Genomic DNA, 12,617 nt, shown 5'->3' on the forward strand with positions numbered 1-12,617 from the left:
TTATGAAATGCACTATTTTGGCGCATAAAAATCCCCTCAGCAGAGGGGAACATTCATCTGTTTTGTCGCGCTTAATGCCAACAGAAATGGTGCACAACCTGGGTAATAAGCTCGCGCGTTGGCTTAATAAAGCGCGTTTCCAGGTATTCATCCGGTTGGTGCGCCTGATTAATGGAGCCAGGGCCGAGGACCAGCGTCGGGCAGAGCGTCTGGATAAACGGCGCTTCGGTGCAGTAGTTCACCACCTCCGTTTCGACGCCGAGCAGTTTTTCCACCACTTCAACCAGTTGATGATCCGGCGGGCATTCATAACCGGGGATTGGCGGATGGAGTTCAAAGACATTCAGGCGGCCCGGCCAGCGCGAACTGACCGGCTCCAGCGCTTCATTAAGCAGACCGTTCAGATCGTCAAGCGTCATCCCCGGCAGCGGGCGAATATCCATATGTAATTCACAGCAGGCGCAGATACGGTTTGCCGCATCACCACCATGAATATGGCCGAGGTTAAGCGTCGGATAGGGAACGGTGAACGCTTCGTAGTGATAACGCTCTTTCAGGTTGTCGCGCAGGGTCAGGATATGGCCGATGGCATCGTGCATCAGTTCAATGGCGTTAACGCCGCGCGCCGGATCGCTCGAGTGGCCGGACTGACCAAGAATGCGAATGGCGTTGGAGATATGGCCTTTATGGGCGCGAACCGGCTGCAGTGAGGTCGGCTCGCCAATAATCGCGCAATCCGGGCGCAGCTGCGTATTCTCAGAGAAGTAGCGCGCGCCCGTCATGCTGGTCTCTTCATCGGCGGTGGCGAGGATGTAGAGCGGCTTGCTCAGTTTTGTCACATCGACGTCACGCAGGGCATCAAGAATAAAGGCGAAGAAGCCCTTCATATCCGCGGTGCCAAGGCCGTAGAGCTTGTTGTCGTGCTCGGTCAGGGTGAAGGGATCGCGCGTCCAGCGCCCGTCGTCAAACGGCACGGTGTCCGTATGACCGGTTAATAACAGCCCGCCCGCGCCGCTGCCGACGCTGGCAAGCATATTGAATTTGTTACGTGTGCCGGGTACCGGCTGCACTTCAACAGTGAACCCAAGATCGCCAAACCATCCTGCCAGCAGATTGATTAAAGACGCATTACTCTGATCGAGTGCTTCTTCCGTTGCGCTGATCGACGGAGTGGCAATCAGGGCGCGGTAGATCTCGATAAATGGCGGCAAATTCATTTTCATTGTTGACATACCTGAGTTCGTGATAGTATCAATATTCATGCAGTAAATGTGCATAAAAATACAATAATGTTGAGCGTATGGGAACCCGTAAGGCGACTTTGCTCAGCGACGCGGGAGGGAGAACGCACCCTTCCAGATCCGAACATGACGTAAGAAGGTAGACCGCACCGATGTTGAACACATTAATTGTGGGTGCCAGCGGTTACGCCGGCGCAGAACTTGTGTCCTATGTAAATCGCCATCCTCATATGAACATAACCGCTTTGACGGTTTCTGCGCAAAGTAATGATGCAGGAAAATGTCTCTCCGATTTACATCCGCAGCTGAAGGGCATTGTCGATTTGCCGCTGCAGCCGATGGCTGATATCAAGGATTTTCTGACCGGTGTGGATGTGGTGTTCCTCGCAACCGCCCACGAAGTGAGCCACGATTTGGTGCCGGATTGCCTGGCGGCTGGCTGCGTGGTGTTCGATCTCTCTGGCGCGTTCCGCGTCAACGATCCCGCGTTTTATGAAACCTTCTATGGCTTTACCCATCAGCATGCCGATCTGCTCGAAAAAGCGGTTTACGGCCTGGCGGAGTGGAACCATGACAAAATCAAAGAGGCGCAGCTGGTTGCCGTGCCAGGTTGCTACCCGACGGCGGCACAGCTCTCGTTAAAACCGCTGATCGATGCGGGCCTGCTGGATCTTAACCAGTGGCCGGTGATCAACGCCACCAGCGGCGTTAGTGGCGCAGGGCGCAAAGCCGCGATCTCCAACAGCTTCTGTGAAGTGAGCCTGCAACCGTACGGCATCTTCAACCATCGCCACCATCCGGAAATCGCCACGCACCTCGGTACGGACGTGATCTTCACGCCGCACCTGGCAAGCTTCCCGCGTGGGATCCTGGAAACCATCACCTGCCGCTTAAAACCGGGCGTGACCCATGCGCAAATCGCAGCCGTGTTTAAACAGGCTTACGACGGTAAACCGCTGGTGCGTCTGTATGAAAAAGGTGTCCCGGCGCTGAAAAACGTGGTCGGCCTGCCATTCTGCGATATCGGCTTTGCCGTGCAGGGCGAGCACCTGATTGTGGTGGCGACGGAAGATAACCTGCTGAAAGGCGCGGCGGCGCAGGCGATGCAGTGTGCCAATATTCGTTTCGGCTATGCTGAAACCCAGTCTCTTATCTAATCGAACAGGCGTGATGATGAATCCATTAATTATTAAGCTCGGTGGCGTACTGCTGGATAGCGAAGAAGCGCTGGAGCGTTTGTTTACCGCCCTGGTGCAGTACCGCGAAGCCCATCAGCGCCCGCTGGTGATCGTTCACGGCGGCGGCTGCGTGGTGGATGAGTTAATGAAGCAGCTCAATCTGCCGGTGAAGAAGAAGAATGGCCTGCGCGTGACGCCTGCCGATCAGATTGACATCATTACCGGCGCGCTGGCGGGCACCGCCAACAAAACGCTGCTGGCGTGGGCGAAGAAACACCATATCGCCTCGGTAGGTCTGTTCCTGGGCGATGGCGACAGCGTTAACGTCACTCAGTTGGATGAAGAGCTTGGTCATGTCGGTTTAGCGCAGCCGGGATCGCCGACGCTGATTAACACCCTGCTGGAGGGCGGTTTCCTGCCGGTCGTCAGTTCCATCGGCGTGACCGATGAAGGCAAACTGATGAATGTTAACGCCGATCAGGCAGCAACGGCGCTGGCGGCGACCCTTGGCGCGGATCTGATTCTGCTCTCCGACGTGAGCGGTATTCTTGATGGCAAAGGCCAGCGCATCGCCGAGATGACCGCGGCTAAAGCAGAGCAGCTGATTGCGCAGGGCATTATTACCGATGGCATGATCGTGAAAGTGAATGCGGCGCTCGATGCAGCGCGCACGCTGGGTCGTCCGGTGGATATCGCCTCCTGGCGTCACGCCGAGCAACTGCCGGCACTGTTTAACGGCACGCCGATCGGCACGCGTATTCTGGCTTAATCAAAGACACACTTATGTAGGCCGGGTAAGCGCAGGCGCCATCCGGCAAAACGTAGAAAAAGAAGGAAGCATATTATGGCACTTTGGGGCGGGCGTTTTACTCAGGCAGCGGATCAACGGTTCAAACAGTTCAACGACTCTTTGCGCTTTGACTACCGCCTGGCGGAGCAGGATATCGTTGGCTCTGTGGCCTGGTCCAAAGCGTTAGTCACCGTTGGCGTGATGACGGAAGCCGAGCAGCAGCAGCTGGAAGAGGCGCTGAACACCCTGCTGGAAGAGGTGCGCGCCAACCCGGAGCAGATCCTGCAAAGCGATGCGGAAGATATTCACAGCTGGGTGGAAGGGAAGCTGATCGACAAAGTGGGCCAGCTGGGCAAGAAATTGCACACCGGGCGCAGCCGTAATGATCAGGTCGCGACGGATTTAAAACTGTGGTGCAAAGAGACTATCAGTGAACTGCTGCTGGCCAACCGCCAGTTGCAGAGTGCGCTGGTAGTGACCGCAGAGAACAATCAGGACGCCGTCATGCCGGGCTATACGCACCTGCAACGCGCCCAGCCGGTCACTTTTGCGCACTGGTCTTTGGCCTACGTTGAGATGCTGGCCCGCGATGAGAGCCGTTTGCAGGATGCGCTGAAGCGCCTGGATGTCAGCCCGCTGGGCTGCGGCGCGCTGGCGGGCACTGCCTATGAGATCGATCGCGAACAGCTGGCGGGCTGGTTAGGTTTTGCGTCGGCTACCCGTAACAGCCTCGACAGCGTCTCCGATCGCGATCACGTGCTTGAACTGCTCTCCGATGCCTCGATTGGCATGGTGCACCTGTCGCGTTTTGCTGAAGATCTGATCTTCTTCAACTCCGGCGAAGCGGGTTTCGTTGAGCTTTCCGATCGCGTTACTTCCGGCTCATCGCTGATGCCGCAGAAGAAAAACCCGGATGCGCTGGAGCTGATCCGCGGCAAGTGCGGCCGTGTTCAGGGCGCGCTGACCGGCATGATGATGACGCTGAAAGGGCTGCCGTTGGCCTACAACAAAGATATGCAGGAAGATAAAGAGGGGCTGTTCGACGCGCTCGATACCTGGCTTGACTGCCTGCATATGGCGACGCTGGTGCTGGACGGTATTCAGGTGAAGCGCCCACGCTGCCAGGAAGCGGCGCAGCAGGGTTACGCGAATGCGACCGAGCTGGCAGATTATCTGGTCGCCAAAGGCGTGCCGTTCCGCGAAGCGCACCATATTGTGGGTGAGGCTGTGGTAGAGGCGATTCGTCAGGGTAAACCGCTGGAGGAGCTGGCGCTTGCCGACCTGCAACAGTTTAGTGCGGTGATTGGCGACGATGTCTACCCGATCCTTGCCCTGCAATCGTGCCTGGATAAACGCGCGGCGAAAGGGGGCGTTTCCCCGACGCAGGTAGCGCGGGCGATTGCTGAAGCGAAAGCGCGCCTGGTGTGAGATAAGCGTGGAAACAGAGTGAGCCTGGCGTAACGCCGGGCTTTTTTATGCAAAAAAAAAGCGGACACGGGGTCCGCAAAACGTTCACGTTGGCTTTAGTTGTACAGAGAGAAACGGTAGTGAAAAGGGTGACTGGTTAGGGTAGAACACAGTACCGCTACGTTTCCTGGAGCCAATTATTGTACAGAAGGCTTGATAGGGATAATCGTTCGTTGCTATGCTATCTATCGCCATGAACTATCGTGGCGACGGAGGATGAAGATGAATATTCGTGATCTTGAATACCTGGTGGCGTTAGCGGAACACCGCCATTTTCGCCGTGCAGCCGACTCGTGCCACGTCAGCCAACCTACGCTGAGCGGGCAGATCCGCAAACTGGAAGATGAACTGGGCGTAATGCTGCTTGAGCGCACCAGCCGCAAAGTTCTCTTTACCCAGGCTGGATTGCTGCTGGTGGACCAGGCGCGCACGGTACTGCGCGAGGTCAAGGTGCTGAAAGAGATGGCAAGCCAGCAAGGTGAAGCCATGTCCGGCCCGCTGCATATCGGGCTGATCCCGACCGTAGGCCCCTATCTGCTGCCGCATATTATTCCGCTGCTGCATCAAACCTTCCCGAAACTTGAGATGTATCTGCACGAAGCGCAGACGCAGCAGCTGCTGGCGCAGCTTGATAGCGGCAAGCTCGACTGCGCGATCCTCGCACTGGTCAAAGAGAGTGAAGCTTTTATTGAAGTGCCGCTGTTTGACGAGCCGATGATGCTGGCGATTTACGAAGATCACGCCTGGGCGAACCGCGACTGCGTGCCGATGGCCGATCTGGCGGGTGAAAAGCTGCTGATGCTGGAAGATGGGCACTGCCTGCGCGATCAGGCGATGGGCTTCTGCTTTGAAGCGGGCGCGGATGAGGATACCCATTTCCGCGCAACCAGCCTGGAAACGCTGCGTAATATGGTCGCGGCCGGGAGCGGCATCACGCTGCTGCCTGCGCTTGCCGTACCGCGCGAGCGTAAACGTGACGGCGTGGTCTACTTACCGTGCATTAAGCCGGAGCCGAAGCGTACGGTTGGGCTGGTTTATCGACCAGGCTCGCCGCTGCGCAGCCGCTATGAGCAGCTGGCAGAGGCCATCCGCGGCGCGATGGATGGCCATTTCGACAAAGGCTTAAAACAGGCGGTTTAGGCCGTTCAGTGCCGCTACCCGATAGGCTTCCGCCATGGTTGGGTAGTTGAAGGTGGTGTTAACGAAGTACTCAATGGTGTTACCGCCACCTTTCTGCTCCATAATCGCCTGGCCGATATGAATAATCTCGGCCGCGCGCTCGCCAAAGCAGTGGATCCCCAAAATCTCTTTCGTTTCGCGGTGAAACAGAATCTTCAGTGTACCAATGTTCATGCCAACGATTTGCGCCCGTGCGAGGTGTTTAAACTGCGCACGGCCCACTTCATAAGGCACTTTCATGGCGGTGAGCTGCTGTTCGGTTTTCCCGACGGAGCTGATCTCCGGAATGGTGTAGATCCCGGTCGGGATATCCTCAATCAGATGCGCGGTGGCTTCACCTTTGATCATCGCCTGCGCGGCGATACGCCCCTGATCGTAAGCCGCTGATGCCAGGCTTGGATAACCAATCACATCGCCCACGGCATAGATATGCGGCAGCGCGGTTTGGTACATGCTGTTGACCTTCAACTGACCACGGCTATCCGCTTCCAGCCCAATATTGGCAAGCTGCAGGCTGTCGGTATTCCCGGTGCGGCCGTTCGCGTAGAGCAGGCAGTCCGCTTTCAGCTTCTTACCCGATTTCAGATGCATGATGACGCCATCATCTAGTGGCTCAATGCGCTCATACTCTTCGTTGTGGCGAATCACCACGCCGCTGTTCCAGAAGTGGTAGGAGAGGGAGTCGGACATCTCCTGATCGAGAAACGCCAGCAGACGATCGCGGGTGTTGATCAGGTCGACCTTCACATTCATACCGCGGAAGATGGACGCATATTCACAGCCGATAACCCCTGCGCCATAGATAATCACGTGGCGAGGTTCGTGGTGCATATCGAGAATCGAGTCGCTGTCGTAGACGCGCGGGTGCGCGAAGTCGACATCATCCGGGTGATACGGGCGCGAACCGCAGGCGATGACAAACTTCTCTGCCGTCAGCGTTTCGACGGTGCCATCGTGGCACTCCAGCGCCAGCGTGTGGTCATCAATAAAGTGCGCGTTGCCTTCCAGAATGTCGCAGTGGTTACGCTCGTAAAAACCCTGACGCATACGCGTTTGCTGGTTAATCACGCTTTCGGCATGGTTCAGGATATCGGAGAAAGAGGAGCGAAGAAGGCGGGTATGGTCGCTGTAGAGCGGGTTTTGGTTAAATTCGATAATACGGCTGACTGCGTGACGGAGCGCTTTCGATGGGATGGTGCCCCAGTGCGTACAGCCGCCGCCGACATTATGGTAGCGCTCAATAACCGCTACCCGGGCTCCCTGTTTAACGAGGCCCATGGCTGCGCCTTCGCCGCCGGGACCGGAGCCTATCACTATTGCATCGTAATCGTAGGAATGTGGCATGGTAAGGCTTACCTGTTCTTATACATAAAAGCAACATAATACTAACATTAACCACGGGATAACCCAATTATCACTGTGCTTTTTTCCGCTGAAAAAGAAGAATCTGCGCGTAAACAATCCGTCACAATCCAGTACAATCGGTTTGGATTTATTCTCTGGTATAGTGCCAGCGGGCCCCTGGAAGGATTCAAACATCGTGATGGGTGTAAGAGCGCAACAAAAAGAGAGAACGCGGCGGTCACTGGTTGAAGCCGCATTCAGCCAACTGAGCGCTGAGCGAAGTTTTACCAGCCTGAGCCTGCGGGAAGTGGCTCGTGAAGCGGGCATCGCGCCAACGTCATTTTACCGGCACTTCCGCGACGTTGATGAACTCGGCCTGACGATGGTCGATGAGAGCGGCCTGATGCTGCGCCAACTGATGCGCCAGGCGCGTCAGCGAATTGCTAAAGGCGGCAGCGTGATCCGCACGTCGGTCTCCACTTTTATGGAATTTATTGGCAATAACCCGAACGCCTTCCGGCTACTTTTACGTGAACGCTCCGGAACGTCAGCCGCGTTTCGTGCAGCGGTTGCGCGCGAGATCCAGCACTTTATTGCGGAACTTGCCGATTACCTCGAACTCGAAAACCACATGCCGCGCGCCTTTACGGAAGCGCAGGCTGAAGCGATGGTCACCATCGTCTTTAACGCCGGTGCGGAAGCGCTGGACGTCAGCGCAGAGCAGCGCAAACAGCTGGAAGAGCGGCTGGTTTTACAGCTGCGTATGATTTCAAAAGGCGCATATTACTGGTATCGCCGCGAACAGGAAAAAATGGCGCAACAACCGACGAGTGAAGGATGAATGATGAAACAGTCAGGTCAAGAGAAAGGTACGCTGCTGCTGGCGCTGATCGCCGGTTTGTCGATTAACGGCACGTTTACCGCCGTGTTTAGCTCCCTCGTACCCTTTTCGCTCTTTCCGATTATCTCGCTGGTGCTGACAATCTACTGTCTGCATCAGCGCTACCAGAATCGCACCATGCCGGTGGGTTTACCGGGTCTTTCAGCGGCCTGCTTTATTCTCGGTGTGCTGCTCTATAGCGCCGTGGTGCGCGCGGAGTATCCGGATATGGGCTCCAACTTCCTGCCCGCGCTGCTGGCGGTGATTCTGGTCTTCTGGATTGGCTTTCGCCTGCGCAACCGCAGCCGTCAGTACGAAGCCTCCGATTCCGAGTAATCAGTAAGCCGGAGGGCGTTTTATCACCTCCGGCATCGCGATTACTTGCGCGTCAGCAGGACGCCGCACTCCATATGGTGCGTGTAGGGGAACTGGTCAAACAGCGCCAGGCGTGAAACCGTATGCGTCTGGCTTAATGTTTCCAGGTTTTTGCATAACGTTTCCGGGTTGCAGGAGATATAAAGGATGCGCGGGTAAGCCTGCACCATCTTCTCAGTTTCCGCATCCAGCCCGCTGCGCGGTGGATCGACGAAAATCGTTTCGCACTGGTAGCTCTGCAAATCAATGCCCTGTAAGCGGTTAAAAGCGCGTACGCCGTTCATCGCCTGGGTAAACTCCTCCGCCGACATGCGGATAATCTGCACATTATCAATCTGGTTCGCCGCGATGTTGTACTGCGCCGCCGCCACCGAAGGTTTGGCAATTTCGGTTGCCAGCACGCGCTCGAAATTACGCGCCAGCGCCAGCGAGAAGTTGCCGTTGCCGCAGTAAAGCTCCAGCAGATCGCCTTTCGACCCACGCGTGACATCCAGCGCCCACTCCAGCATCTGAATATTCATCGCCGCATTCGGCTGGGTGAAGCTGTTCTCCACCTGGCGGTAGATCATCTCCTGACCGCCAACCGGCAGACGCTCATCGACGAAATCCTGGTCCAGCTCGATTTTGGTTTTGGTGGCGCGGCCAATAATCTGCACATTCAGGTTCTGCGCGCGTAACGCATCGCGCAGGCGCGTGGCCTCTTCCTGCCACTCGGCATCCAGCTTCTTGTGATAGAGCAGCGTGACGATCGCCTGGTTGCTCAGGGTGCTCAGGTAATCAATCTGGAAGAGTTTATGGCGCAGGGTTTTGTTGTCGCGCACCGCCTCGATCATCACCGACATTAATTGGTTAATCAGCTCGCTTGCCGCCGGGAAGCTGTCGACGCGGATACGCGATTTGGTCTGCTGATCGAAAATGATGTGGTAGAGATCGTCCCCATCGTGCCAGATACGAAACTCGGCGCGCATGCGGTAATGGCTGACGGGTGAGCGGAACACCTCCGGAAGCGGCGCGGAAAAGGGCGTCATCAACGATTGCAGACGTACGACTTTTTCGGCCAACTGGGCTTCGTACTGTTCTGTCGGCAGGTGTTCTGGGGTCATGATGCTTCCTGAGAGATTATGAATAACGCGGGGATTGTAGGGATTGCTCACGGGATGTCCAGCCCGCGGCGCAACGAAATAGTCCCGTAGCAGTCTGGACATCTATATGTAACGGAATGTAGCATCCTTTTTCCGGTCCTGTGAGTTAAAAGGGAACCCAGTGCAAATCTGGGGCTGACGCGCAGCGGTAAGGATAAAGGTGAGAGGCCAGATACTGCCTGCGGGTGGGAAGTCGCCTGTCGTAGTACCTCCGAGCCCGAAGACCTGCCGGCATACGTCGCATCTGGTTGTCATCATCGCGAGCTATTGATGGAACCTGCGGTATCCTTCTTATTATGTGGATGCTTACATAATGATAAAAAAAGCTTCGCTGCTGACGGCGCTCTCCGTCACGGCGTTTTCCGGCTGGGCGCAGGATAGCGGTCAGGATCAGGTAGTGGTGACAGCAAACCGTTTTCAACAACCGCTTAAAACCGTGTTGGCGCCGACGGAAATTGTTACGCGTGATGAGATCGATCGCTGGCAGTCGCGCTCGCTGATAGAGGTTCTGCGCCGCCTTCCGGGCATCGATGTTTCGCAAAGCGGCGGTCTCGGGCAGCTCTCCTCCGTCTATGTGCGGGGTACAGAAGCCAAACATCTTCTGCTGATGATTGACGGTGTGCCGGTTGGCCGTTCGGGTATCAGCAACAGTCCCGAACTCAACCAGATCCCGCTCTCGCTGGTGCAGCGTGTGGAGTACATCCGCGGGCCGCGCTCGACGGTGTATGGCTCCGGCGCGATTGGCGGCGTAGTAAACATCATTACCCTGACGGGCGATCAGAAATCTCAAATTAACGCGGGCATCGGTTCGAAGGGGTATCAAACCTACGACGGTACAGTACGCCAGCGTTTTGGTGACACGGTGGTGACCGGTGCGGCCTCCTATACCGGCACGCGCGGGTTTAACGTTCAGCCCGGTTCAAGCTGGGATCATGACGAGGATCGCGACGGCTACCGGAACAAAACCTTCTGGGGCAGCGTTCAGCATACGTTTAACGACAATGTTGACGGCTTCTTCCGCGGGTATGACTTCAGCAATAACGTGGACTATGACCTCGGCAGCCCGCCATTTTTGCCGGAGTACAGCGCCGATGAGCGTCAGCTCTATGCCCAGGGCTGGGATACCGGGCTCAACTTCAAGCAGGGCATTTACTCTTCTCAACTGCTGGCGAGCTATCAAAAAAGCAAAGACTACAACTACAGCAGCATCTATGGTCGATACCATACGGGCACGACGCTGGATGAGCTGGAGCAGCGTTATATCCAGTGGGCAAATAACGTTGATATCGGTAAAGGCTCGGTTGGTGCAGGCGTGGACTGGAAGCAGGAGCGCCTGGTGTCGTCCAACGAGACCAGCCGCGATGCCTACGATCGCGATAACACCGGGCTCTATCTGACGGGAATGAAGCAGTTAGGCGATGTAACGCTTGAGGCGTCCGGTCGTGAAGATAAAGATGATTCGTTTGGCTGGCACGGCACCTGGCAGACGGCGGCAGGCTGGGAGTTTGTACCGGACTATCGCCTGACGCTCTCTTACGGCACCGGTTTCCTTGCGCCGTCGCTGGGTCAGCAGTTCGGCGCGAAGCGGTTTGGCATTGCGTCGAATCCCAATCTGAAGCCGGAAGAGTCGAAACAGTGGGAAGCGGGCATTGAAGGGCTTACTGGTCCGCTGGACTGGCGTCTCTCGGCGTACCGCTATGAGATAGAGAATCTCATTGATTACAGCAACCAGGCTTATATCAATGTTAAGTCAGCCACTATTAAGGGTGTTGAGTGGACCGGCGATATCGATACGGGCATTTTCACCCACCGCGTGACTCTGCAATATATTGACCCGCGTGATGATGAAACCCACGACGTGTTGCAGCGCAGGGCGCAGCGCCAGGCGAAGTACCAGCTTGACTGGTCTGTATATGATGTCGATTTGGATCTTGCCTGGGAGTATTTCAGTAAGCGTCACGATTATACAACGGGCGAGAAACGTATTCTGCCAAGTTATAGCACCGTCGATTTTTCTGCCTCATATCCTGTAACCTCTCACCTGACAGTTCGTGGTAAAATCGCCAACCTGTTCGATAAAGAGTACGAGACAGCATATGGTTACCAAACTGCAGGACGGGAATACACCTTGTCTGGCAGCTACACCTTCTGACGCGCGGCCCACCGTGCTGGTGTTTGACTCCGGTGTCGGTGGGCTTTCCGTGTATGACGAGATCCGGCAGCTCCTGCCGGACTTGCACTATATCTACACTTTCGACAACGTCGCGTTTCCCTATGGGGAGAAGAGCGAGGAGTTTATCGTTGAGCGTGTTGTCGAGATTGTTTCCGCCGTTCAGGCACGTTATCCCCTCTCTCTGGCCATTATTGCCTGTAACTCGGCAAGCACCGTTTCGCTGCCCGCGCTGCGTGAGAAGTTCGCCTTCCCGGTAGTGGGCGTGGTGCCGGCGATCAAACCTGCGGCGCGGTTAACGGCAAACGGCATCGTGGGCCTGCTGGCGACGCGCGGGACGGTGAAGCGACCTTATACGCATGAATTGATCGCGCGCTTCGCTAATGAGTGCCGGATCGAAATGCTGGGTTCCGCTGAGCTGGTGGAGCTGGCCGAGGGCAAGCTGCACGGCGAACCTGTGCTGCTTGAGGAGTTGCGCCGTATCCTGCGCCCGTGGCTGCGGATGAAGGAGCCACCGGATACCGTGGTGCTGGGTTGTACCCACTTCCCGCTATTACAAGAAGAGCTGTTGCAGGTGCTGCCAGAAGGGACGCGGCTGATTGATTCCGGTTCGGCTATTGCACGGCGTACCGCCTGGCTACTGGAGCATGAAGCGCCGGAAGCAAAATCTTCTGACAGTAATATTGCCTACTGCATGGCTTTGACGCCGGAAACTGCGCAATTACTGCCCGTTTTGCAGCGCTATGGCTTCGAAAGGCTCGAAAAACTGGCTGTTTAACGCCGTTTTGAGCAAAAAAGAGACGGTTGAAAAGTTTTTTGAAATTAGGGGTTGTCAGCAGGAATTAACTCCC

11 protein-coding genes and 1 riboswitch are annotated in these 12,617 nt (G+C 56.2%); of the genes, 8 read left to right on the top strand and 3 right to left on the bottom strand.

Features of this window, described 5'->3' with window-relative positions; genetic code table 11:
- Positions 1-71 precede the first annotated feature (71 nt).
- A complete protein-coding gene (gene argE, locus IAE50_RS16335; protein ID WP_200580717.1) occupies positions 72-1,223 on the bottom strand; it encodes an acetylornithine deacetylase in 1,152 nt (383 codons plus the stop codon).
- Between the two features lie 170 nt (positions 1,224-1,393).
- Between argE and argC the strand changes: the two genes are divergently transcribed.
- The 4 genes from argC to oxyR all read left to right on the top strand — a co-directional run bounded on the left by argC (position 1,394) and on the right by oxyR (position 5,816).
- Positions 1,394-2,398, top strand: a complete 1,005-nt coding sequence (argC, locus tag IAE50_RS16340) for an N-acetyl-gamma-glutamyl-phosphate reductase (protein ID WP_042717075.1) — start codon at positions 1,394-1,396, stop codon at positions 2,396-2,398.
- A gap of 13 nt (positions 2,399-2,411) precedes the next feature.
- Complete coding sequence (gene argB, locus IAE50_RS16345; protein ID WP_200580718.1) at positions 2,412-3,188, top strand: acetylglutamate kinase; 777 nt, start codon at positions 2,412-2,414, stop codon at positions 3,186-3,188.
- A 75-nt stretch (positions 3,189-3,263) separates the two neighbouring features.
- Entirely contained in the window at positions 3,264-4,637 is a 1,374-nt protein-coding gene (gene argH / locus IAE50_RS16350; protein WP_124970919.1) for an argininosuccinate lyase, read from the top strand.
- A 261-nt stretch (positions 4,638-4,898) separates the two neighbouring features.
- On the top strand, positions 4,899-5,816 hold the full coding sequence (gene oxyR, locus IAE50_RS16355; RefSeq protein ID WP_054804432.1) for a DNA-binding transcriptional regulator OxyR: 918 nt from the start codon (positions 4,899-4,901) through the stop codon (positions 5,814-5,816).
- Here oxyR and sthA read toward each other — a convergent pair.
- Positions 5,799-7,199, bottom strand: a complete 1,401-nt coding sequence (gene sthA / locus IAE50_RS16360; protein WP_042717085.1) for a Si-specific NAD(P)(+) transhydrogenase — start codon at positions 7,197-7,199, stop codon at positions 5,799-5,801. The genes oxyR and sthA overlap by 18 nt on opposite strands.
- A 196-nt stretch (positions 7,200-7,395) precedes the next feature.
- Between sthA and fabR the strand changes: the two genes are divergently transcribed.
- Together fabR and IAE50_RS16370 are read left to right on the top strand one after the other, a co-directional pair.
- Positions 7,396-8,040, top strand: a complete 645-nt coding sequence (fabR, locus tag IAE50_RS16365; RefSeq protein WP_034812619.1) for an HTH-type transcriptional repressor FabR — start codon at positions 7,396-7,398, stop codon at positions 8,038-8,040.
- A 3-nt stretch (positions 8,041-8,043) separates the two neighbouring features.
- Positions 8,044-8,415, top strand: a complete 372-nt coding sequence (locus IAE50_RS16370) for a YijD family membrane protein (RefSeq protein ID WP_023479341.1) — start codon at positions 8,044-8,046, stop codon at positions 8,413-8,415.
- Between the two features lie 41 nt (positions 8,416-8,456).
- On the opposite strand, the gene trmA is transcribed toward IAE50_RS16370, so the two are convergent.
- Complete coding sequence (gene trmA / locus IAE50_RS16375; protein WP_124970913.1) at positions 8,457-9,557, bottom strand: tRNA (uridine(54)-C5)-methyltransferase TrmA; 1,101 nt, start codon at positions 9,555-9,557, stop codon at positions 8,457-8,459.
- 116 nt (positions 9,558-9,673) lie between these two features.
- Positions 9,674-9,844, top strand: a riboswitch (cobalamin riboswitch).
- Positions 9,845-9,909: 65 nt separating this feature from the next.
- On the opposite strand from trmA, the gene btuB reads away from it, so the two are divergent.
- Both btuB and murI read left to right on the top strand, forming a co-directional pair.
- Positions 9,910-11,748 (top strand): TonB-dependent vitamin B12 receptor BtuB, encoded by a 1,839-nt coding sequence (btuB, locus tag IAE50_RS16380; RefSeq protein ID WP_200580719.1) that lies wholly within the window; start codon positions 9,910-9,912, stop codon positions 11,746-11,748.
- The gene (gene murI / locus IAE50_RS16385) at positions 11,693-12,544 is read left to right on the top strand and encodes a glutamate racemase (RefSeq protein WP_200580720.1); all 852 of its coding nucleotides are present in this window, start codon (positions 11,693-11,695) and stop codon (positions 12,542-12,544) included. Before btuB ends, murI begins: the two co-directional genes overlap by 56 nt.
- The last annotated feature ends 73 nt before the right edge of the window (positions 12,545-12,617 follow it).

This window comes from Kosakonia sp. S42, assembly GCF_016624785.1.
Lineage (GTDB): Bacteria > Pseudomonadota > Gammaproteobacteria > Enterobacterales > Enterobacteriaceae > Kosakonia > Kosakonia cowanii.